The 20,752-nt window shown below is 64.1% G+C and carries 24 protein-coding genes and 1 pseudogene; 11 read left to right on the plus strand and 14 right to left on the minus strand.

Translation table 11 applies throughout. The features are described 5' to 3' along the window. Positions 1-4 precede the first annotated feature (4 nt). Entirely contained in the window at positions 5-622 is a 618-nt protein-coding gene (locus QTI33_RS26385; protein ID WP_286509324.1) for a hypothetical protein, read from the plus strand. Between the two features lie 143 nt (positions 623-765). Continuing rightward, a complete protein-coding gene (locus QTI33_RS26390; protein WP_286509325.1) occupies positions 766-1,047 on the plus strand; it encodes a hypothetical protein in 282 nt (93 codons plus the stop codon). A 52-nt stretch (positions 1,048-1,099) separates the two neighbouring features. Here the strand turns inward: QTI33_RS26390 and QTI33_RS26395 are convergent, their stop codons facing one another. Further along, positions 1,100-1,423 (minus strand): hypothetical protein, encoded by a 324-nt coding sequence (locus QTI33_RS26395; RefSeq protein ID WP_286509326.1) that lies wholly within the window; start codon positions 1,421-1,423, stop codon positions 1,100-1,102. A 236-nt stretch (positions 1,424-1,659) separates the two neighbouring features. Between QTI33_RS26395 and QTI33_RS26400 the strand changes: the two genes are divergently transcribed. Beyond that, positions 1,660-2,556 carry a hypothetical protein gene (locus tag QTI33_RS26400; RefSeq protein WP_286509327.1) on the plus strand — a complete coding sequence of 299 codons (897 nt, stop codon included), beginning with the start codon at positions 1,660-1,662 and terminating at the stop codon, positions 2,554-2,556. 72 nt (positions 2,557-2,628) lie between these two features. Here the strand turns inward: QTI33_RS26400 and QTI33_RS26405 are convergent, their stop codons facing one another. After that, positions 2,629-2,904, minus strand: coding sequence for a hypothetical protein (locus QTI33_RS26405; RefSeq protein ID WP_286509328.1), 276 nt, complete (start codon positions 2,902-2,904; stop codon positions 2,629-2,631). A gap of 199 nt (positions 2,905-3,103) precedes the next feature. Here QTI33_RS26405 and QTI33_RS26410 point away from each other — a divergent pair, with 199 nt between their 5' ends. Together QTI33_RS26410 and QTI33_RS26415 are read left to right on the plus strand one after the other, a co-directional pair. After that, a complete protein-coding gene (locus tag QTI33_RS26410) occupies positions 3,104-3,556 on the plus strand; it encodes a hypothetical protein (protein WP_286509329.1) in 453 nt (150 codons plus the stop codon). Between the two features lie 182 nt (positions 3,557-3,738). Continuing rightward, the gene (locus tag QTI33_RS26415; RefSeq protein ID WP_286509330.1) at positions 3,739-4,002 is read left to right on the plus strand and encodes a hypothetical protein; all 264 of its coding nucleotides are present in this window, start codon (positions 3,739-3,741) and stop codon (positions 4,000-4,002) included. 296 nt (positions 4,003-4,298) lie between these two features. On the opposite strand, the gene QTI33_RS26420 is transcribed toward QTI33_RS26415, so the two are convergent. From QTI33_RS26420 to QTI33_RS26430, 3 genes are all read right to left on the minus strand, one after another. Beyond that, positions 4,299-4,448 (minus strand): hypothetical protein, encoded by a 150-nt coding sequence (locus QTI33_RS26420; protein ID WP_286509331.1) that lies wholly within the window; start codon positions 4,446-4,448, stop codon positions 4,299-4,301. 128 nt (positions 4,449-4,576) lie between these two features. Then, positions 4,577-5,041, minus strand: a complete 465-nt coding sequence (locus QTI33_RS26425; RefSeq protein WP_286509332.1) for a hypothetical protein — start codon at positions 5,039-5,041, stop codon at positions 4,577-4,579. 383 nt (positions 5,042-5,424) lie between these two features. Further along, positions 5,425-7,659 (minus strand): DUF6351 family protein, encoded by a 2,235-nt coding sequence (locus QTI33_RS26430; RefSeq protein WP_286509333.1) that lies wholly within the window; start codon positions 7,657-7,659, stop codon positions 5,425-5,427. Between QTI33_RS26430 and QTI33_RS26435 the strand changes: the two genes are divergently transcribed. After that, the gene (locus QTI33_RS26435; RefSeq protein WP_286509334.1) at positions 7,652-7,975 is read left to right on the plus strand and encodes a hypothetical protein; all 324 of its coding nucleotides are present in this window, start codon (positions 7,652-7,654) and stop codon (positions 7,973-7,975) included. The genes QTI33_RS26430 and QTI33_RS26435 overlap by 8 nt on opposite strands. A 614-nt stretch (positions 7,976-8,589) precedes the next feature. Here the strand turns inward: QTI33_RS26435 and QTI33_RS26440 are convergent. The 5 genes from QTI33_RS26440 to QTI33_RS26460 form a co-directional block, all read right to left on the minus strand. Then, positions 8,590-8,934, minus strand: a complete 345-nt coding sequence (locus QTI33_RS26440; RefSeq protein WP_286509335.1) for a hypothetical protein — start codon at positions 8,932-8,934, stop codon at positions 8,590-8,592. 27 nt (positions 8,935-8,961) lie between these two features. Continuing rightward, complete coding sequence (locus tag QTI33_RS26445) at positions 8,962-9,963, minus strand: Bug family tripartite tricarboxylate transporter substrate binding protein (RefSeq protein ID WP_286509336.1); 1,002 nt, start codon at positions 9,961-9,963, stop codon at positions 8,962-8,964. Between the two features lie 194 nt (positions 9,964-10,157). Then, the gene (locus QTI33_RS26450; protein ID WP_286509337.1) at positions 10,158-10,376 is read right to left on the minus strand and encodes a hypothetical protein; all 219 of its coding nucleotides are present in this window, start codon (positions 10,374-10,376) and stop codon (positions 10,158-10,160) included. Between the two features lie 880 nt (positions 10,377-11,256). Next, complete coding sequence (locus QTI33_RS26455; protein WP_286509338.1) at positions 11,257-11,514, minus strand: SWIB/MDM2 domain-containing protein; 258 nt, start codon at positions 11,512-11,514, stop codon at positions 11,257-11,259. 630 nt (positions 11,515-12,144) lie between these two features. Continuing rightward, positions 12,145-12,546: a hypothetical protein gene (locus QTI33_RS26460; RefSeq protein ID WP_286509339.1), complete on the minus strand. Its 402-nt coding sequence runs from the start codon at positions 12,544-12,546 to the stop codon at positions 12,145-12,147. On the opposite strand from QTI33_RS26460, the gene QTI33_RS26465 reads away from it, so the two are divergent. Further along, on the plus strand, positions 12,514-12,831 hold the full coding sequence (locus QTI33_RS26465) for an aldo/keto reductase (RefSeq protein WP_286509340.1): 318 nt from the start codon (positions 12,514-12,516) through the stop codon (positions 12,829-12,831). The genes QTI33_RS26460 and QTI33_RS26465 overlap by 33 nt on opposite strands. 398 nt (positions 12,832-13,229) lie before the next feature. On the opposite strand, the gene QTI33_RS35305 is transcribed toward QTI33_RS26465, so the two are convergent. After that, a complete protein-coding gene (locus QTI33_RS35305) occupies positions 13,230-13,676 on the minus strand; it encodes a hypothetical protein (RefSeq protein ID WP_444814894.1) in 447 nt (148 codons plus the stop codon). On the opposite strand from QTI33_RS35305, the pseudogene QTI33_RS26470 reads away from it, so the two are divergent. Next, positions 13,624-13,801, plus strand: a pseudogene (locus QTI33_RS26470) (IS5/IS1182 family transposase); the annotation flags it as partial. The gene QTI33_RS35305 and the pseudogene QTI33_RS26470 sit on opposite strands and share 53 nt — an antisense overlap. 9 nt (positions 13,802-13,810) lie before the next feature. On the opposite strand, the gene QTI33_RS26475 reads toward QTI33_RS26470, so the two are convergent. Beyond that, positions 13,811-13,993, minus strand: coding sequence for a DUF3606 domain-containing protein (locus QTI33_RS26475; RefSeq protein WP_286509341.1), 183 nt, complete (start codon positions 13,991-13,993; stop codon positions 13,811-13,813). A gap of 160 nt (positions 13,994-14,153) precedes the next feature. After that, complete coding sequence (locus QTI33_RS26480) at positions 14,154-15,050, minus strand: LysR substrate-binding domain-containing protein (RefSeq protein ID WP_286509342.1); 897 nt, start codon at positions 15,048-15,050, stop codon at positions 14,154-14,156. A gap of 103 nt (positions 15,051-15,153) precedes the next feature. Between QTI33_RS26480 and QTI33_RS26485 the strand changes: the two genes are divergently transcribed. The 3 genes from QTI33_RS26485 to QTI33_RS26495 all read left to right on the plus strand — a co-directional run bounded on the left by QTI33_RS26485 (position 15,154) and on the right by QTI33_RS26495 (position 18,514). Then, positions 15,154-16,320 (plus strand): mandelate racemase/muconate lactonizing enzyme family protein, encoded by a 1,167-nt coding sequence (locus QTI33_RS26485; RefSeq protein WP_286509343.1) that lies wholly within the window; start codon positions 15,154-15,156, stop codon positions 16,318-16,320. Positions 16,321-16,350: 30 nt separating this feature from the next. Further along, entirely contained in the window at positions 16,351-17,328 is a 978-nt protein-coding gene (locus QTI33_RS26490) for a tripartite tricarboxylate transporter substrate-binding protein (protein ID WP_286509344.1), read from the plus strand. Positions 17,329-17,671: 343 nt separating this feature from the next. Next, positions 17,672-18,514: a hypothetical protein gene (locus QTI33_RS26495; RefSeq protein WP_286509345.1), complete on the plus strand. Its 843-nt coding sequence runs from the start codon at positions 17,672-17,674 to the stop codon at positions 18,512-18,514. A gap of 246 nt (positions 18,515-18,760) precedes the next feature. Here QTI33_RS26495 and QTI33_RS26500 read toward each other — a convergent pair whose 3' ends face one another. Continuing rightward, complete coding sequence (locus QTI33_RS26500) at positions 18,761-20,746, minus strand: acyl CoA:acetate/3-ketoacid CoA transferase (RefSeq protein WP_286509346.1); 1,986 nt, start codon at positions 20,744-20,746, stop codon at positions 18,761-18,763. Between the last annotated feature and the right edge of the window lie 6 nt (positions 20,747-20,752).

The following is a 20,752-nucleotide window of genomic DNA, read 5'->3' on the forward strand; positions in this document are numbered from 1 at the left end:
CAACATGAAAGACGGGTTGACTTCTCCCCGCGCCGCGGTAGTGGCGGCGCTCTTGGCTGCCGGGTGCTCGGCGCCGCCGCAGCGCTGGGGCGAATGGATCGATCCCGCCCTGGGATCTGACTCGGGCGTTCTGCGCGACGGCAAGGTCCTGGTCGCCTGCGAGACCTTCGACCTGGCGGCCCGGGCGCAGTGCCAGGACAACCTCCAGCAAGCCCTCCAGGCCAGGGGCGCCCAGACCGTGGCCGCCCCGATGGACACGACTGCGATGAACCCCCGCGACTGGGAGGGGCAGTTGGCCGCCAGCGCCAACGCCGCCGGAGCACGGACCGTTTTCGTCCTGAGCCTGACGCCGGCGACGACGTCAATGGGCTCGGGAATGTCGGTCGGGGTGGGCGGCTTCAGTTTCGGACGCGGCAGTGGCGCAGGGATCGGCCTGAGCGCGCCGATCGGTGGCTGGGGGAGCACTGGTTTCTCGGCCACGGGACGCGTCAGCGACGTGCGCAATGGCCGGATGGTGTGGACCTCGACCTTCGCGGCGTCGCCGTCGTCCGATTTCGGCGGGCAGTTCCGAGACCTGACCCGCACCGTGCTGGACGCCGCGCAAGCCGCGGGCCTGCTCTGAGCCGGTTGGCGGCGCGCTGCGCCATCGGCCCATCCGGACCCATCGGCCGTGAGCGAAGCCGGCATGGGGACAGCGCATTTGCTGACATTCGGTAACCCCTCGTACAACAAGAATCAGGCGACAGATCCTTCAGAGGAGCCGCGATGTTCGAAAGGTACAAGGTCAAGATCCAGGCCTATTGCGAGGAAGCCGGCATCGAGGTGCCGGTCGGCTTCGGCCGCCACGCGGCCGGCCGCTACGTGGCCATCGACGAGGAATCCTCTCCGCCGAAACTGGTGGCGACCACCTGGCCGTCGCGCAAGGAGGCGGTGAACTACCTGGTCAGCCTGGCCGCCGGCAGGAGGACCCGGATTCTCGATTTCAAGGACCGTTGCGAACTCAGCTTCGACGGCAAGGCGAGCCTGCTCCGGGGCGCCGCGTTCTGAGACCGGATGGTCGCTGGGCTGCCGCAATCACGGTCGTCGCCCCCAGCGCGTACTACGGCCTCTGAGCGTTTCGCGCCTGCGCGCCCGGCTCGGCGGGCGCGGCTCCTGGCGGGGCGGAAAAATCCATGATCTCGAGTTCGATCGGTGCCTCGGGCCGCCGCCTGCGCCGTTGGGCCGCAACTTTTTCGATGGCGTCGAAATTCGCCTCGCAGGCCTCGAGCAGGCTGTCCGGGCCATCGCGTGCGCCGAACACATCGCGCAGCGCGTCCTCCGAGATCTCCGCCAGGACCCGGGGGCCCTCGAGGCCTTCCGGGTACATGGCAAAGCGAACGGTCGCGCGGTCAAAGCAGTAGACAGCCTCGCAGGTCGTCGTCATGGGGAGGTCTCCTTGATCGTCACGCCACGCACACTGAGCGGGTCCGGACGAGGAGGGCGCAGGAGGAGGGGGAAAATCCTTGTGAGCATTCGCCTGCGCGATGGCGATCCGAGGTCTTGATCCCGCCGTCGACGCAGCCATCCATGACAGGCCTCCGAGAAACCGGTCTCAAGGTCTTCGGACGCATGGGCCGGATCTTCCCGTAGCATTCGCTCCAAACACCGAGGATCCGCGAGATGCTCTTGGAAGCGCACATGGAAGAGGGCGCGTTCGTGCGTGGCGAGCGCCGGCTGGGCGTGCCGGCGTACATCGGCTTGGTCGCGTCCTGCCAGTCTGCCTTGAACGTCGCCATGGCCGGGCTCAGCCCGGCGAGCCAGGTGGCGATCTGGAGTTCCCTGCAGCCGGATGCGCTCCTGCCCTCCAGTGGGAAACGCACATTGTGGGCGTTGCGGCGAGGCGTCTTGCACGACCTGGCGCCCTTGGCCGAAAGCATGCTGCCAGCCGAACGTCAATGGGTCCCCACGAAGGACGAGCAGCTGGCCTTTCGCGCGGTGCTCGAGGCCCTCGCGACCGGCCGCCAGACGCAAAGCGAGATCAGCGGCTTCTGCAACCTCATCCACGCCTGGCCGACGGTGCTGGGCGTGTCGCAGTACCTCAAGGGAGAGCTGGCGACCGCCGTCCGAATGGCGACGCTGGAGGTCGCCGACAACGACCAGCCGAGGCAGGTGCAATTGCCCAGTTGGGGCTTGGTCGGCGCGTTGCTGGATCCGGTGCGTGCCGCCGGGCGCTGGTCGGAAGCCGGCATCGGCGCATTCGCGGCGGCGCTGGCATCGCTGTTGGGGCCGGCGAGCGCGGTGCTCACCGGGGCGCATGTGCATTTGCTGGTTCGTCTCTACCGGGCCACGCACGCAGGCCGCAAGGCTTCGGCGCCTGAAACCGTGCTGCGGGTCCTGCCGCGCGTGACGAAGAACGGCGTGGCCCTGTCGCAGCAGTTGGCCGACCGGTTCGCGCAGATCGCGCAGGAGCTGGAGGGCCTCGGGCTGATCCAGCGGACCGAGACGCAGCAGATGCGCTGGGTCTCGCTCACCCTCGTGCACCTCCCGCCGGGCCAGGGCAGCGCACAGCCGGCCTGAGGGTGTCGTCGTCTGGCCGAGGGCGCCGCAGCGAACGCCTGCCCGGCGCCGACCGATCCGCCGTGGCTGCCGTCATGGCGGCGCGCTGTCCCCAGCCTGGATATCACAGAATCCGCTGTCGCCAGCGTGAGGCCGAGCGATCCAGCCATCGATGAAGGCGCGCGCCTTCGTGCCAAGCGCCAGCCGGGCGCGCGTCGGATCGAGGCGCGAGGTGGCGAGCGCGACGCGGCACTTGTGCTGGCCGCGCCAATACAGATCTGCGTGCCCGGAAATCGCTTCTCCCGCGGGCTCGATCTCGACGCGCACGATCCAGTTGCGGTATACGAAGTCTGCGTCGCCTTCAGTCAATATCGGCTGTCCGTTGTTGTTGGGCCTCGCGGCGATAAAAAGCCCGCCGAAGCGGGCAGGAGGGAGAACGCATCATGGGACGAGCGCCTGAACGAAGACTGAATGCCCCTGACGCAGCGGGCGGGTCGCGGCGCGGCGCGGCGCCACGCGGTCATTACACTCTCGAACCCCAGCCAGATGCCCGACCAAAGGCAACGCCATGTCCCTGTCCGACAAGCTCCAGATCCCCAAGCCGAACGCGGACGGCCGCTTTGCCGCACCGGTGCCTCCGCCGGCCGACAGTGCAGCCGACGCGCTGCGCGATGCCCAGGCGCAGCAGGCGGTGCTGGCCGAGCAGCTCGACGCGGTGAACGCGTTGCTGGCCAAGCCGCTCAACGAGATTCTGGCGGACCGCGAACGCTTCAAGGAATCGGCCGCCGCGTGGGATGCCTTCGGCGCCATGTGGATGCTGTCGCAGCGCGCGATGAAGCGCGTGGCACTCGACCTCGCAGCGCAGCTCGGCGTGAGCGAGGACGCGGTGGTGGCCCGCGCGCTGGTGCACGCCAACGAGGTGCTCAATGGCGACGGTGCGGATCTCGGCGGCCTCGTCGCCGAGGCGCAGCTGGCGCACATCGCCCGCCACAAGCCCTTGCTGCGCAAGCAGTTCCGCTGAGCCTCGCGGCGACGCGGAAAGGCGCGTCGCAACTGCTGTATATGAATCCAGTTCCGGCCCGCCGGCGATCGAGCGGCCGAGACCCTTCGAAGGCTGGCAAGAGGGCTGACAACGGCGAGCGGAGACGCTATATTTTTCAGTCGGAGGGGAGAGAGTGGGGCGCTTTGTTGGAGGTCTTGGCAATGTCACCCGACGCTGCACTTCATCGGTTCGAATACGACGGTTGGTTTGTGGTGATTGAGTTGGACGGGTCAAGTCTGGAAGGCGTGTCCTCAGGGCACGCCGACCTTCAATGGAAGGACGGGCACCGATGTCGAATCGCCCTCGCCGGGAAGTACGACGATCGGGCGAGTGCCATTTCGGCGCTCGCCGCGAGATCGCGCGCCTTCATCGATGACTGGGACATCCAGCGCGCGGAGCGCGCTTCACCCTTCATCGATCAGTAGGCTCGATCGGAGGCGCGGCAGGGTTCCCGTGCCCCGAGCGGCGGGACGCTGCTCGCGCTGTGACAGGCGGCCGAGGGTCAGTCGTCGTGGGAAACCGCGCCTGGGCCTGTGTGGGTTATGATTTTACATAACACACATTGTGTTGTCGATTCGAACCGAAAAAAAGCGAACACATGGTTCGCAAGTTCCGAAGGCAACCGAGCTCTCCTATACGCAAGAGCATCCCCCGCTGATGCACGACCTGAAGTCGAAGTCTCGGGCCCACAGTGTCAATCCGAACCCGTCTGCATCCTGCATCAGAAGATTTTGAGGACCGGATTCGACGGCGGCACCGGCTGGACCCACTTGCCGGGCTCGATCAGCACCACCGCGGAGAGCCTGCTCACGGCAGTACCGCCTCGGCCGATGACTTCGTAGCGCAGGATGTTCTTCTTGGACGGTCTCATCATGTGCCAGCCAGCCAATCGCGGGCCACGATTGCGGCCGCCAGTAGGGGTCTCGCTGTGATGGCTGTCAACACAGATGCGTGAGTGTCCAGTGTTTACCGACGCGAAGGTAGTCGAGGGGGTTCACGCTAGTTCGGACTCTTCGAACACTTCACCTTCATCTCCGAGCAGAACAAAAGGATGCGTTCGAGGATCAGCGATGAGACGTTCTGGTCGCCCGTATGGGCAGACGTGATCAGGATTTGAGAAAGTCGGTCCGATAGTGCGTTGACCTGCAGCCCCGCGATCTGAACGTTGTTCGTGAACTGGATGACCCGCGTTTGTTGGTCTTGGCCAGTGATCCGCAACTGAGGCTGGGCGCTGAGGTTGCGAAGTGCGACGGCATAGACTTTCTCTGCAGGAACTTCAACCACCACGGCGGCGGTGTCGTACGCAACGCCGCCGTTGCCTTGCTGTTGCGACATCTGCTCCACGCGACCGATTACGTGCCGAGCGATGAAAGCAATTTGCGCGTGGACGTGCGTGCTCCATCCCAAGGCAGCCATCGTTGCGATCAGAAAAACAGGTCTTGCCCAATGCATCTGAAACTTCATCTGAGTTGGCGACTGGCGACGGGCCTTTTCGCCATTAGGGGCGGCTCTCGTTTGCTACGTTGAATTGTGGCAACTGTCATCAGCCCTGTCCATACGCGTGCATGACCCAAACTTGACGAGTAACCGGCTCCGAGCGCATCTGCCTCGCGCAGTCGCGGATGGCGGCCCTGCGTGGCCAAACCGTCGCGTTCGCCGGCGTTTGTCGAGTTCGCGGCTGGGCAGGCGGGGGCGAGTGACTGCAAGTCGGCATTGCTTTGTGCGAGCTGAATGACCGTTCCTGGGCGGCGACGGGAGGGGCAAGCATCGCGCATTTCCATGCGCCCCAGCCGAGCGATGAATCCCGGTCCGGGAACGTCCCCGAGTGATTTGATCCGGTGAGCTGACTACGGACGTCCTTGGTCTGGCCTGCTGTAGTCGCATACGCCTTGCGGGAAAGTCTGCTTGAGCTTGTCGACAGACACGGGATCGGGGGCCCACGGTTCATAGGTGCCGTCGGTCAACGCCGCGTCCACGCTTTTCAACGCGCATTTGTAGATCCCGCCTTCCAGCGGCGCGCCGGCGACGATGCGCGAGGAGCTGAACAGCGGGAACGCCAGCGTGCAAATGCCCTTGGCCTTTTCGTCGAGGATCCCATTCCAGACGTCGGGCCCTGAAGCGATCAGATTTCCGTTGACGTCGAAGCAACTGTCCACCGCGGCGACCGGCCGGTTCCTGGCAATGCCCAGGAACGGATGGGCGCGAATGTTGGCCATCCACTGCGCCATGACGTCGACCGCGACGTAGCTTTTGTCCACCGGCAGTGTTCCAGGCTTCGCATCGGTGAACCAGATTACAAAGTGGTCGCTCGTCCCCATCCGCTTCAGCACGCGCTGGCGTATCGCGAAGGCCTGGTGCGCGTTGTGCATGTTGACGTCGCGCTCAAGGTATGGTCGGCTGTCGATGGTGGGCACGGGCATGAGGCCGCTGAACACAAGGCCGGAGGTGTAGGCCGCACGCATGGCGTCGAGGTTGCCCTCGGTGCGCGGCGCAGGCATGCCTTCAGCCGGAACGAGTGTCATGTTGCGCCGGCTCCAGGGATCGAACAGTGCCGGGTTCGCGACAGCCATGGCCGGCGTAATGCCAGGAAACAGCGGAAAGCCTTCTTGCACCATGTCCTTGGGCTGCTTCCATCCGCCCACCTTGAAGTTGAGGTCGATGAACTCCGCCGGCGTGATGTGGCCGGCCTTCATCGACTTCAGGCCGTACTGGACGCCGACGTTGTCCCACGTATGGCGCGCGTAGCCGTCGGCACCGACACCGTAGATGTTGCGAGCGTCGTCGAAATGCGTCCACTGGATGGCGAGGATGTCGCTATGCGGCACGTAGCTGTCCGAGTTGGCCGCGCGTCCAAACCAAGGGTTCATCACCAGCGGGAACAGGCCGCGCCAGCTTCTCACGCACTCCGTCGAGCCCGTGGTCATGCTCGGACCGTTTAGCCCGATCAACGGCTTCACCGCTGACATCGGATCAATCACCGCAGGTTCGGCGTTCAGTCCCACAAGCAGCGTGCGATTCTTGGCATCGCTCCACCGCACGTTGTTCCGGTCGGTGACGTCCATGTAGTGCTCGAGCAGCTCGCAATCACCAACGCTGGTCACCTGCGAGACCATATCGGGGTAGGACTGCACAGGAAGCGCAGCGTCCAGGATACCGGGGTGGTTCTGCGCCAGGATGTACTGCGCGATGGCACCGCCCGAGGCGCCCAAGCCCACTGTATACGACGGTACGCCGTAGCGCTCGATGAAACGCTCCTTGGCCATCATCGCAGTCTCGTCGGCCAACTGCAGGTTGTAGTGGGTGTTCGTGTTGTTGCCGCTCGTGTGTGCAATCGCGTAGCCCCGCTTCAGCATTTCAATGTCGAGCGAGCGGCCATGCACAGCGCCTTGCGAATGGCCAACCGCCACTCCCCCCTGGAAATAGTAGTTGAGCCGACTGTTCCACAGACTCGTATCCGGGTGGGCCGGATCATCCCCGCGCGGCGCCAGCATCGCAAAGCTGTACAGGAAGCGATTGATGGTGCCGACTTCACGGCGCACGATGAAGTCCACTGTGCGCCCGTCAGCCAGTGTCACTTGCGTCATGTCGGCCAACGCCGTTTGGCCTGGCGGTAGCACCTTCCACGTGTTGTCGGTCGCCCAGTACAGATAGCTCACAAAGGTGTCGATGGAGCAGTCGCGGCTGTAGCCAGCAATGGTTCCCCCGGCCCCGACCACTGCGTAGCCGGGTGGGGTATCCGAGTCGATCTTTGGCTGCAGAAAGAACTGGTTCGTGGTGCAGACGAAGGGATGCTGGTGAGGGCCCGAGAACATCGGACCCTGGATCGGATGATTCGTAAGCCGGATCGAATCCGCGACGACGAGACCGTGCGCGAAACGGACCTCGAGCTTGTTCTCCCCGTCGATGAAGCCGCTGATGACGCCCTCCAGCCGCAAACCGCGCGAGACCAGCGGCTGCGAAGTCTTCCGGCCGTTGATCCAGATCTCCAGGTTGTCATGCAAACCGGGCGGCGCCCATACCTCGACGCGCGCGTCGCCACCCGATACCCACTGGGGTGCACTCGACACGAGCCGGATGAACACCGGCAGCAGCTTTTCGTCGCGAGCGTCCCCGGTTCTCTCGTCAAGTGCTTGTGGATTGCGTGCAGCTTGCACCGGTGTTGAAGAGGGTTTCATAGACGACGCCAACCCGGACGAGTCGCCACTTCCGCCGCCGCAGGATGCGACGGACAACGCCACAAGCAACGGCCACGCAAAGCGTCGCCGGCTCGATTCAACCCGCGTGCTGTTCATGAGCTTCCCCACGCCGGATGCAATCCTGCACTTGCAGTGTGTGCCGGGTATTCGAAAATTCAAGGCCAAGTTCGCGAGCGCCGGAGCCCAAGGGGGCGAAGGGTGAACTCAGACCGGTGGCAGCTTCCACATAGCGCGAACCGGCTCCTCAGACCCGGTGCTCTCTCGCCGTCGTGACCCAGGGTTTCGCAACGCGAGCGGCAGCCATGGATGCCACGGACGACGCTGTTTAAATCGCCCGAGGAACATCATGAGTTTGAAGGACCCTCGGCCGTCAATGCGGGTGCGGATGATGCGCGTCCGGCACGTGTGCGCGGCTTCCCCGGGGAAAAAACGGTCAGCCGCTTCGGAGCGAGGCGTACGGCCAGTCCGGGGCCTGACCGCCATCTCGCGACGTTTGGACGCAGCCGCTGACAGGAAAGCCGGCGTTGCCACCAAGCGACCCGACAGCTGCCCTGCCCTGTCCCGGATCTGGTCACGATGTCTCCCCAAGCGAAAGCTCCGAAATAGACCAGCCGGTCACCAAAGGAAGTGCGAATGTCAGCTCTAAGCGCTCGCCGTCGTTCGACGCAGAAGATCGACCGGCAGCAACCAGTCTTGAAGCGACATTGCGGCACCCCGAAAGGGCCGCGACATGACAATCTCCCTCAACCGCCTCATCGCCATGAGGCGTGGAGGACCTGCAAGCCGCGAGGACCTTCTACCAGTCTGATTCGGCGTTCAGGTGGTTTTCGAGATGAGAACTCGTTGGCGGTCCTGTTCGAGAACCTGATCATCAACCTGCTGAAGGTCGACAACGCCCGTGAGATCATCCATCCGGACCGCGTGGCTGCAGCGGATGCCGGCTCCCGCTTTCAGCTCAGCATCTGGGTCCCCGACGTCAATCCGGTCTGCCGCGAATTGCAGCAACGCGGCGTGGCCTTGCTCGCGGGGCCTGTCGACAAAGCCTTGGGGGATGCGCTGTGCGAACTTCGTCGATCCCGCGGGCCACAGCTGGGAAGTGGCAGCAAAGATCCGCCCGGCGTAGGACGTCTTGGAAGTGAGGGGTTCGATCCGATTCAGCACCACCCCGCCCCGCCAATTTCATTGCTTTTATTGCAGTTCGATCTTGGCGCGTTTGATGATGGCTTCATGGCGCTTGGACTCGGCCTGGATGAACGCTTCGATCTTCGCGCGATCCAGCGCCAGCGGGACGTAGCCCAAGGTCGCGTAGCGATCCTGCACGTCGGTACTGGCGACGGCCTCGGCGATGTCCTGGCGGATCTTGTCCCTGACCGCCAGCGGCAAGCCCTTGGGACTGGCGATCACGTTCCAGCCGCTGACTTCGTAGTCCTTGGGGCCGCCGGCCTCGGCCACGGTCGGCACGTCGGGATAGGCGGCCAGCCGCTGGGGCGCACCCACGGCCAGGAAGCGGACCTTGCCGGCCTTGTACATCGGCCCGGTCGTGCCGGCCGTGCCCAGCGTGACCGGCAACTCGCCGGTGGCGACCGCGGTGTAGAGCTGCGAGGTCTCCTTGTACACGACGTGCTGCATGCTGGTGCCGGTCAGCTGCTGCAGTTCCTCCATCCCCAGATGCACCGGGTTGCCGATGGACCAGGAGCCGTAGTCGATCTTGCCCGGGTTGGCCTTGGCGTCGCCAACCACGTCGCCCACGGTCTTGTACTTGCTGCCGGTCGGCACCACGAACATGAGATAGGCCTTCCACAGCGTGGCCTGCACGTCGAAGTCCTTCGCCGGGTCGTACGGCAGCTTCTTGAACAGGTACGGGTAGGCGGCGATGTGCACGCTGTCGAGTTGGATCAGGTCGTGCCCGTCCTTGGCGCCGCGCTTGAAGGCATCGATCGCGATGAAGCCGTTGCCGCCCGGCTTGTTCTCCACGATCACGCTCTGGCCCCACTTGCGTGAGAGCTTTTCGGCCAGCACCCGGGCAATCGTGTCCGGTGCGCCGCCCGTCGGATAGGGCGTGATCAGCCGCACGGTGCGCGTGGGCCACTTGTCGGCGTCCTGGGCTTGCGCTGCAGGGCCAAAGGCGGCCAAGCTCAGGGCCGACAGGGTGAACAGAGCGGCGCGCCGCCTCAAAAGGGATGTCGTCATGGCGTTGTCTCCTGGAGTTGCGAAAGGTTGTTTCCGCCAAGCCTGCTGATCGATGGGTAATCGCCGTGCGGTGATTGCTTGCGTGGACGGGCAACGATAGTCGGATTGACGCTTAGCGGACAGGCTTCGACTTGGTCCATGATCCGACAATCGAACAACAATGATCGCTAATCGCGCACTATTCGGGACTTCCACTACGCCGGCGGCTGGCGCGTAGCCGCGCGGTAGGCCGTCTTTTCTTGTTGGTCAGTCTCGACCATGGTGGCCTTCCTGGCGTCGAGCCGCTCCGCACATACCGCCGGGATCGTGGTGACGATCGACAGGGCGCTGGCGGGGAGCGCCTGAGCTCTGATGAAGGACTTATTCGGCCGAACTGCTGATTTGGGCCCGATACGCAGCGCGATATCGCGCATCGACAGCTACTCCCGCCCTCCTCCGCTTGAAGGCAGTTGAGCAGCGTCTGCGGTCCTCCGCGCCGCCAGACCAACTCACGCTGTGATCCAGAGTGCGGTCATTCAGGTGCCGCGAACATCTCAGAATCCACGGCCGGTCCCGAGGCATTGCGGACATCGCCCGGTATGCATCCCCTCGCCGACTGCCCCAACCCGGTTTCGAAGCCAGATCGAGCGGCCGCTTTTGACGTGGCCGGAGTGGCAATCAGGGCCCATCAGCGACCTTCGGCCTCGCAGCGGGAATCTCCGCTTCGCACTTGGAAGCGGTCATCGCAATGTCGATCTTGAACTCGATACCTGGAGTGCGCCGACGTCGAAGTGATACGGCCTAAGCGAGCGAACTCAGCGTGGATTTCGGGCCCTCGCAATCTCGATTCGTCATCGCAGTCGCCGCTGGCGACGGCAGTCATCACAGGAACTGCGCTCGCGGTTGCTGCTGAACAAGTCGCTGAGTCAAGCGGCATCGACTCAAAGATGCAGGCCAGCGCTGGCTGGCACTACTCCGAAAGGTGGAGTGCCGCAAGTCGCTTCAGTCCCTGCTGGATGTTGTCGCGTACCGCGCCGTCTACGGGCGAACGCAGGCGAGTGACACCGCTTGGTTCGTCCGGCGCAGAATGGCTCTTTGCATCAGGAGCGATCGATCGGAAGTCTTCACGAGCGACCAGCGTGCTTCCATGACCACAGGCGAGGGATCCTCGAACGTCGGTTGCGTCAGGCGCATCAGAATGACCGGTCGTACCGGGCGACACACGAATGACCGGAGGTGGCCGTCTGGGGCCGGCCACCGACCAAGGTCGGCTCCGGCCGGCCCAAGTCGGCTGCGTGCGTGCGGCAACGCTCTTCAGGACAGGTGCTTCCCAACAAGACCCGACATTTCGAACATCGTGACCTCGGGCTTGCCCATCACCGCTTGAAGCTTGGCATCACAAAGGATGTTGCGCTTGTTCGCCGGGTTTTGGAGGTTGTTCAGCTTGATGTAGTCCCACAGCAGCTTGGTGACCTCGGTTCGAGGCTGGGGTGCGGAGCCAATGATGGCTGCGAGCTCGACGCTGGGTGTCAGGGGGCGCGTGAACGCCGTTTGCTTCTTGGCAGTGGTCATGTTTGTCTCGGCAAAGCGGTGAATTCTACGGACGCCCCCGTAAGGTTTCGCTGGGCGCGGCTCCGACGGCGGTTGTGGGTCATGTCCGTCGGTGAGTTCTTGGCAAATTGGAAGGCAGGCATGAAGGTCCGATGTTGGGCCGCAATCTGCCGTACGCGCACCGACTTCGGCGGGCACTCGCGGGGGTCTCCGTTCTTACTCTTCCGGTCTGACGTCAATCCCTTGGGCCTCGACGATGGTCAAAGCTTGCGCGGTAGTGACGACCGCCCCATTGAGCTGTACATGCTCCGGTTCAAGCGCGCTGAGGTCGCCCAACCGATGCCCACCAACCATGCCCCGGCCTGAACGGTGTCGATGTCGCCCGGCGCGGCCCAGTGGACCACCACCGCGAGCGCCAATCCGGCAAGGGCGCCAAGACAAGACCATGGTGAGACGAGAGCATCAATCATTTGGGAGGTATGGGCGGGTGTCCGGTCCTGGCTCGCATTCTGACCTACGCCACCAAGCCAGATACGACGCGCCTGACACCGCCGCTGCGGGTGCCCGGAAGCGCTTCATCCGGAACCTTTGTTCTTGAGCGAAAGGTGGTTTCCTTTGTCGCGAGCGCCCTGCGGCAAGCACGCCTTGAATTCATCGCACCTCCACGGTCACCTTCTCGATCTTCCCGGTGAAGCGGCTCTTGATGCCCGCCACGTAGTCGCCCGAGACGGGCGTGTCGTCGTCCTCTCCAACGTCTGCGCCCTCGTCGGGCGAGATGAGGAACGGAATCGTTTTCTCGATTCGGCCTTCCGCCACCTTCTGTCCGCCGACCGACAGTGAAGCGATGCCACCTTTGCCCGGGCCGCCGCCGTCATACGCGAAGTCCAGCTTGATGGTTGCCTTGCCGGGCGCAAGCGCCTGGGGAGAGGCCACCGTGTAACGTTCGAGGCCGACCCAGTTGTAGGTGTACGTCGGCTTGCCGTCCTTCAGGTACAGGCTGAAGCCGCCGAAGCGCCCGCCTTGTGCGAAGACGACGCCCTTGACGCCCTGCAAGCTGTCGCCGAAGAGATGGGGTCGAACCCGGGACGGGTGGCCATCGCCTGGGTGGCAGCACGCGGTGCCATTCCCATCATCGGGCCGAAGTCGGTGGTACAGCTGGAGGACAACCTTGCCGCCGCGGATGTGCGCTTCACAGACCAGCAACTTTCGCAATTGAACGCGGCGGGCTCGCCCAGTCTGGGGTTTCCGCATGACCTGCTGAACCAAGCGTCCACCCGCCAGAGCTTGGCAGGGGGTCAGCTTGAGCAACTGGATGCGCCGAAGCGCTCGGTCGCATGAACCTTAGCGAGGCAATGCAGCGTGCGGGTCGAGTGAACGCGCGCTACACGTTGGGCATTTGAAGGGAACGTCCGGTTATGCCGAACCCTGCGGCAGGGCCGACCGGCTGCTTTTGGCCGCCTGTAGCCTGTCGGCCACCAGGCGCTTCGGGCCTCCCCTGCCTTCCGCCAACGCCCATCGTCCGGCCGGTGTGCAGCAGCGTTAGCGGTCCTCCCTTGCCGCCAGACCAACTCACGCTGTCATCCAGAGTGCGGTCATTCAGTGCCGCGAACATTCAGAATCTACGGTCGGTCCCAAGGCATTGTGGACATCGCCCGATATGCATCCCCTCGCCGACTGCCCCAACCCGGTTTCGAAGCCAGATCGAACGGCCGATCTTCACGAGGCCGGAGTGGAAGTCAGGGCCCAAAGCGGAAGGACAGCGGCCTCCAAAGCCGCCGTTCAACTTCTATCAATGCTCGAAGATGAGCCCGAATATTTCGGCGTGGCAGTTGGTCCCGCGCAGCTTCAGCAGCGACGGCACGCAGCACTTCGTACATTCTTTGAATGTCGAGAGCATCACGCGGTGCCAGCACCGTGTTCCTCGCCTGAGCTAGCTCAACGGAAAGGATTCGCCGGCGGAGGCGCTCGGCCAGCAAATATGCGGACAGCCTATCAAACCATCCGGCGTGGTTCTCGGCGACCGATTGTCGAGTGACCGCCGCCAGTTCATCAAGCCGCGCACGCATATCACCAAGGCCTGAACGATCCGCCACAGCGCGAGTCAGCATGACTGCGCCGGATGCTCGATTGAAGCAACAGTGCTGTCCCAACATGTCGAACCGAAGGATCACGCGCGCGTTCATGGGCGATCACGGGCATAGCCCGCGAACTCGCCGACACTCCGCAGTACAAGCAGTCGCGGCGCGATCGCAAGAAAGTTGAGATGCTCTTTGCGCACCTCAAGCGCATCCTCAAGCTGGATCACTTGGCCGGCGAATCACTCCCGCGAGGCGAGATGTTCGCGCACGGCAGCGACGTGATTGCCGACCTTGGAGATGGTCTCCCGCAGTTTAGCCTCAGTGCATCGAAGCTCCTTGCACCAGTACTGCAACTCTAGGGAATCTTCTTCAAGGATCCGACCTGGATCCAGTGGCTGGAAATTTCTCTGATCATCAGGCATACAGCCTCCTCAGGGTGGCCGGACCTTTATAGGCTGAACCGAACCGATCTGCAAGGCGGCGATAGCGCGAAATCCACCCATTTGAGCGTCAGCTGTCAGGCGCTACGAACTTCTGCTTCGGGCCGCTTGACGAAGCGCAAGTGATGCTCAAAGAGGCCGCTCAGCCACCGACAGCCGTATTCCAGAAGGCGTTGGCAGCCCTCCCCAAAAGCTCGCTGTCGCGATAGAGCCTGATTTCCAGCGGCACGGACCACTCGCTACTGGCTGCAGCGACCAGGCGCCCTTGGCCAATGTCGTGCTCTACAAGAGTCTGCGGCAGCCACGCGATGCCCCGGCCATCGAGCGCCATCGTTCGCAGCACCGAGGCCAGGTGCGCGGTGAAAACGATTTGGACCCCCAGCGCTTTCAGCCTGCGCCCCAGCACGGCCCGGATGATGCGTCCCAATCCAGATTCCTCCGTGTACTGGAGCACGGGAACCGCAACGCCGCCTATCCCCAGTTGGTAACGCGCGCTGCCTCCTTCGTTTGGCGCCGACACAGCGACCAGCACATCCTCGCCAATCCGAGCCGATCTGTATGGCTCGGCGTCCAACGCGCCGTGCGCCTTGCCGTGCGCGTGACTCAGCACGAACTGAACCTTGCTCTGCAGCATCAGTGCTTCGCAACGCTCGAGCACATCCGACATGAGCTGCACCGGGCCGAGCGTCGTGTGCGATTCGAGGCTTCTCAACCACCGCGGCAGGAATGTGAAGGAGAGTGCGTGCGTGGATGCGATTCGCAAAGTGACCGAGCTTGCCTCGGCGATCCTCTTGGCGTCGCCGGGCACCCGCGCCACCCGGGCGTTCAATTCCTGCGCCACGCCGGCAAACCACTCACCGACCTCGGTCAGCGTGGCGGGCTGCGAACTGCGGTCGAACAGGTCAGCCCCGATCCATGCCTCCAGCGCGCGGATGCGCCGGCTGAACGCCGGTTGCGAGCTGTGGCGGTCATCTGCCGCACGCGAGAAATTCCCTGTGGCCGCCAGTGCCAGGAAGTCGTCGAGCCAGATCAGATTCATAGCAGTTCGTCCAGCGCATAGAAGTTGAGAAATTGAGCATTGGCCGAAAAGGCTTGCGTCGCCGACCATTCAGTCTGCCTATCCAAACCGCCTGGAGACAACCATGAAGATCGTCGAAATCCGCGAGAAGACCATCCCCATCAGCTCGCCCATCCGCAACGCCTACATCGACTTTAGCAAGATGACCCTGAGCCTGGTCGCGGTGATCACGGACGTGATCCGCGACGGCAAGCCGGTGGTTGGCTACGGCTTCAACTCGAACGGCCGCTATGGCCAGGGCAAGCTGATGCGCGAGCGTTTCATCCCCCGCATCCTCGAAGCTGACCCGGCATCGCTGGTGGACGCCACTGGCGACAACCTCGACCCGAACAAGATCTGGAACACCATGTTCACCAACGAGAAGCCCGGCGGCCACGGTGAGCGCTCGGTGGCGATTGGCACGATCGACATGGCGATCTGGGATGCGGTCGCGAAGATTGAGGGCAAACCCTTATTTCAATTGCTGGCCGACCGCTATGGCGACGGCAAGCCGAACCGCAAGATCTTTGTCTATGCGGCCGGCGGCTACTACTACCCAGGGCAGGACCACAAGAAGCTGCAGGACGAGATGCGCAGCTACATCGACCGCGGCTACACCGTGGTCAAGAAGAAAATCGGTGGCGCCTCGCTCGACGAGGACTTGCGCCGGATCGACTCGATCATGGAAGTCCTGCAAGACGGCCAGAAGCTCTGCGTCGATGCCAACGGCCGCTTCGATCTGGAAACCGCCATCGCCTATGCCAAGGCCCTGTCGCAGTACGACCTCTTCTGGTACGAAGAGCCGGGCGACCCGCTGGACTTCGAACTGCAGGCCGCGCTGCGCAACTTCTACAAGAACCCGATGGCCACGGGCGAGGATCTGTTCTCGATGCAGGACGCGCGCAACCTCATCCGCTACGGCGGCATGCGCCCGGACCGCGACTGGCTGCAGTTCGACTGCGCGCTCAGCTACGGCCTGGTCGAATACCTGCGCACGCTCGACATGCTCAAGGAGCATGGCTGGTCGGCCAGCCGCTGCATCCCGCACGGTGGCCACCAGATGTCGCTCAACATCGCGGCCGGCCTCGGATTGGGCGGCAATGAGTCGTACCCGGACCTGTTCCAGCCTTTCGGTGGCTTCCCGGACGGAGTCAAGGTCGAAAACAGCTTCGTGACCCTGCCTGACCTGCCCGGCATCGGCTTCGAAGGCAAGGCGGACCTGTATCGCGAGATGCATGCGCTCTCAGCCTGACGCAGCATCGAACCACCACGGAGACAAGACATGAACAAGCTCTGGCGCCACGTCGCCGGCGTGACCCTGGCCGGGTCAGCCACGCTGGCCTGCGCGGACTTTCCTGACAAGCCCGTCACCATCGTCGTACCCTTCGCGGCCGGCGGGCCGACCGACAAGATTGCCCGTGATCTGGCCGAGGCGCTTCGCAAGCCGCTTGGGCAGACCGTGATCATCGACAACACGATCGGCGCGGGGGGCACCATCGGGGCGGCCAAGGTGGCCAGGGCCGCGCCTGATGGCTATACGCTGCTCGTGAGCCACATTGGCATGGCGACCACCCCCGCGCTTTACCGCAAGCTGAGCTACAAGGTGCCGGAAGACTTCGAGACCCTGGGGCTGATCAACGAAGCACCGTCGGTCCTGATCGGAAAGCCGGGCCTGGCGGCGAACAACTTCGTAGAGCTGCGCCAGTGGCTCGCGGCCAACGGCACCAAGGTGAACCTCGCCAACGCGGGGCTCGGTTCAGCCTCGCATCTGTGCGGATTGATGTTCCAGAGCGCGTTGAAGACCACCATGACGCCCGTGCCCTACAAGGGCACCGCGCCGGCGATGACCGACCTCATCGGCGGGCAAGTCGACCTCATGTGCGAGCAGGCGGTCAACGCCGTGCCGCAGATCGAAGGCAAGAAGGTCAAGGTCTTCGGCATCACCAGCCTGCAGCGGCTGCCGCTGGCCGCGCTGAAGGATGCGCCGACGCTTTCCGAAGCCGGGTTGAAGGACTTCAACGTTCAGGTGTGGCACGGGCTGTATGCGCCGAAAGGCACGCCGCCTGCGGTGCTCGCGAAGCTCAACGCGGCGTTGCGCGTGGCCTTGAAGGATCCCGAACTGATCAAGCGTGAAGAAGCGCTTGGCCTCACGGTGGTCACCGACGAGCGGCTCGATCCGTCCAGCCACCGGAAGTTCGTCGAGATCGAGAAGACGCGCTGGGCCAAAGTGATCAGGGACGCCGGCGAATACGCCGACTGACGGGAAGAAGGCAGCGGGCCGATAGGGCGCGCGCCCTCTCCGTCTGCGACAACAGCCAGGCCCCGTGGGCGCCATCGGGCGGCGTGCGCCCAAACTTCGTCACGCCATCCATGTGGCGGCCCAGCCCACATGTCCTTCGACAACCCCGCCATCAAGCCAAACGTGCCCGCCCGTGGCAGTCGGAAGCCATGACATCGCCTCCCCTCGGCTACGTCCTCCTCGTCCGTACCCTGCGCCTCCGCCCGCGTGACTCGAACACCTGAACGCACGAAGTAGGAAGGCGCCGATATACACGCTCGGTCCTTCATGTAAGTTCAAGGGAACTCGTCCAAGGCGATCATCCATGTCCACTCTTTGTGAACATTGCGGGCAAAGCAACCGTGCAACCGCGATGTTTTGTATCGGGTGCGCGCGGAAGCTGCCCGCATTCGCGCCATCCGGTCCGTCCGCGCTTGAGGCGATGAAGGCGTTGTCGCCGGGAACGCGCAGTGCGGCTTCCAATGGAAAGGCAGAATCCAGTCACGGGGAACCCTTACTGCCCTCCGAGACCCGGGCGTTCTGGTTGCAGTTCGGAGCGCTGGGCCTGGCCATGTTGATCGGCTTCGTGGTCTGGTTCATGCACGCCACGGGCAAGCCTTCCGCCCCTCTGCGCGGCACGCTGATGCAGTCGGCCGAAGCGACGGCGCCAGAAGTAGTAACCAAAGAGGTCATGGCGGGCGCCCCACGACGCTCAGCGCCGCCTCCCGTCGCAGCAGTCGAACCCGCGCCGGAGCCGAGTGCGGAGGTTGGTTCGATACCCGGTGGTTCGGCCGGCAAGGCGCCGGTCGTCGAATCCACGGCGCCAACCAGCGTCGCTTCGCCTCGCGAGTTGAACCCCGATCGCCAGGTTCAGGCTGTGAAAGCTTTCTATCGCGCTCTGTCCGCGGCCGATGGCAGGACGGCGGCCGCGTTCGTCGTCCCTGCCAAGCGCGGCCTCGGCCCATTCAACGAGGCCAATATCTCAAGGTTCTATGGTTCATTTGATCGGCCGCTTCTCGTTCGGTCGATCCGCGCCATAGATGCCAGTGTGGTCGAGGCAAAGTACAGCTATCGAATTTCCAAGACAAGGTGCGAAGGAACTGCGTTCGTTGAAACCGAGCGAGTCGGCCGGGAAACCTTGATACGGCGCATTCGCGCCAACTGCTAGCAGCATCGCGGGGCACGCTACCGACAATCTAGGCCCCCGCGTGGACGCTCCGGTTCAACGACCCGTTCGCGGCCCTTGATGGACTGAGAAACTCACAGCGTGTGTTGCATTCAGGCATTGTGCCGCCGATGACAAATTGCACGGACAGATTTCCGCAACGATGGCGACTTCGCCTTCGGAGCCCAGGTCGAACGACCCAAGCACTGTAGTTGAAGGGGAGCCGCTTGGTTGGACGGGCTGCGGCGGTCAGCCCGTCGAGGGCTGGCCACCGGGCCAGGCCGGTCCGACGGCCAGCACGTGAGGGCGGTGCAGGAGAAACTCGAGCGCTTCGGACTGCGTCTCGAACAGATGGGCGGCCCCCCGACGGGAGGACAGCGACTCGCCGAGTTTCAGGCGCATGACGGCACTGGTCGTGTAGCGCGCCGCGGTGCTGTAGTACTGAGCATGCAACTCTTCGACCATAGCGAAGTACGAATCGCTCAGGGATTCGTCGATCCGGAACCCGTCGTAGTTCGCGACCAAGGCCATCTTGCGGCCAGCCTTCTGGTACAGCGCGGCGAAGACTCGGCGCACGCTGTCCACATCGTCCATGTCATGAATCGAGTACCCCTGGAAATTGACGAAGAGGATGTTCCGCTCGCTGTCGTAGCTCAGCCGCTCGTTCAACTGCAGGTCGAGCAGTGCGGCCGACAGCCCCATCGGGCCGGAGCGATAGAGGCGCGCATCCATGCATCCGACCTGCCCGATCAGCGGCTGGAACTGCATGCGCGCCAGGATGTCCCGGTCGATGTCGATGCCAGGCGCCACCTCGGTCAACTGCAGTCCGCCCGACTGCAGACTGAATACGCAGCGCTCGGTCACGTAAAGCACCGACTGCTGCTTGCTCACGGCCTGTGGACCGCTGAAAGTGATCTGCTCGACCGCGTTGACGAATTTCGAAGCAGTGCCCTCGGTCACGATGCGCAGCCTTCCGTCTTCGATGGCGACTTCGAGGCCGCCCGCGGTGAAGGTGCCGGCGAAAACCACTCGGCGCGCGTTCTGGCTGATGTTGATGAACCCGCCGGCACCGGCCAGCCGGGTGCCGAATCGGCTGACGTTGACGCTCCCGGCGTGATCGACTTGTGCCATGCCGAGGCAGGCCAGGTCGAGGCCGCCGCCGTCGTAGAAGTCGAACTGCTGGTTCTGGTGCAGCAGCGCCTGCGTGTTGACCGCGGCGCCGAAATCGAGCCCACCGCTGGGCATCCCGCCGATGACGCCAGGTTCTGCCGTCAGCGTCAGATGATCGAGCACGCGCTCCTCGGCGGCCACGGCACCGAGCACCTCCGGCACGCCGATGCCGAGGTTGATGACGCCTCCCAGCGGCAGTTCGAAGGCACAGCGCCGTGCGATGAGCTTGCGCTCGTCCAGCACCGCCACGGCGATCCTGTCGGCCGGCACCCGCATCTCGCCCGAGAAGGCGGCGTTGTAAGCAGTGCCGTAGGTCTGCTGGTGCAACTCCGGCGACGCCACCACCACGCAGTCGACCAGGACCCCCGGCACGACCACGCTTCGCGGGTCGAGCGTGCCGGCGGCGGCGATGCGCTCGACCTGGGCAATGACCAGGCCGTTGGCGTTGCGCGCCGCCATGGCGGCCGCTTGCGCATCGAGCAGCAGCGCTTCGTGCTCCATGGTGAGGTTGCCCAGCGGGTCGGCGGTGGTGCCCCGGATCAGCGCCACATTGACAGCAAAGGCCTTGTAGAAGAGCCATTCCTCGCCGTCGATCTTCATGACCCGCACCAGTTCCTCACAGGTGCGCTGATTGATGCGCCCGCCGCCTTGCCGCGGGTCGACGAAGGTGCCGAGCCCTACCTTGCTCAGCGTGCCGGCGCGGTGCGCAGCGGCGTCGCGGTACAGGTGCGAGATGGTGCCCAGCGGCAGGTTGTAGGCCTCGATGAGGTTGTCGGTGGCCAGTTTGGCGAGCTTGGGCACCAGCGCCCAGTGGCCGCCGATGGCGCGCCCGACCAGGCCCTCGTGGGCCAGCCTGTTGACACCGCGTGTCTTGCCGTCGCCGGGTGCGGCCGCGAAGACCAGCGTCAGCTCACGCGGGCTCCGCGTCGTCAGGAAGCGCCTCTCCAGGGCGACGATCAGTTCTTCCGGGGTGCCGATCCCCACGAAGCCGGAGCAACTCACACTGTCGCCATCGCGGATCAGCGCGATGGCCTCGTCGGCGCTGACGATCTTGTTCCGGTTCATGATGTG

This window comes from Variovorax davisae, assembly GCF_030316845.1.
Classification (GTDB): domain Bacteria; phylum Pseudomonadota; class Gammaproteobacteria; order Burkholderiales; family Burkholderiaceae_C; genus Variovorax; species Variovorax davisae.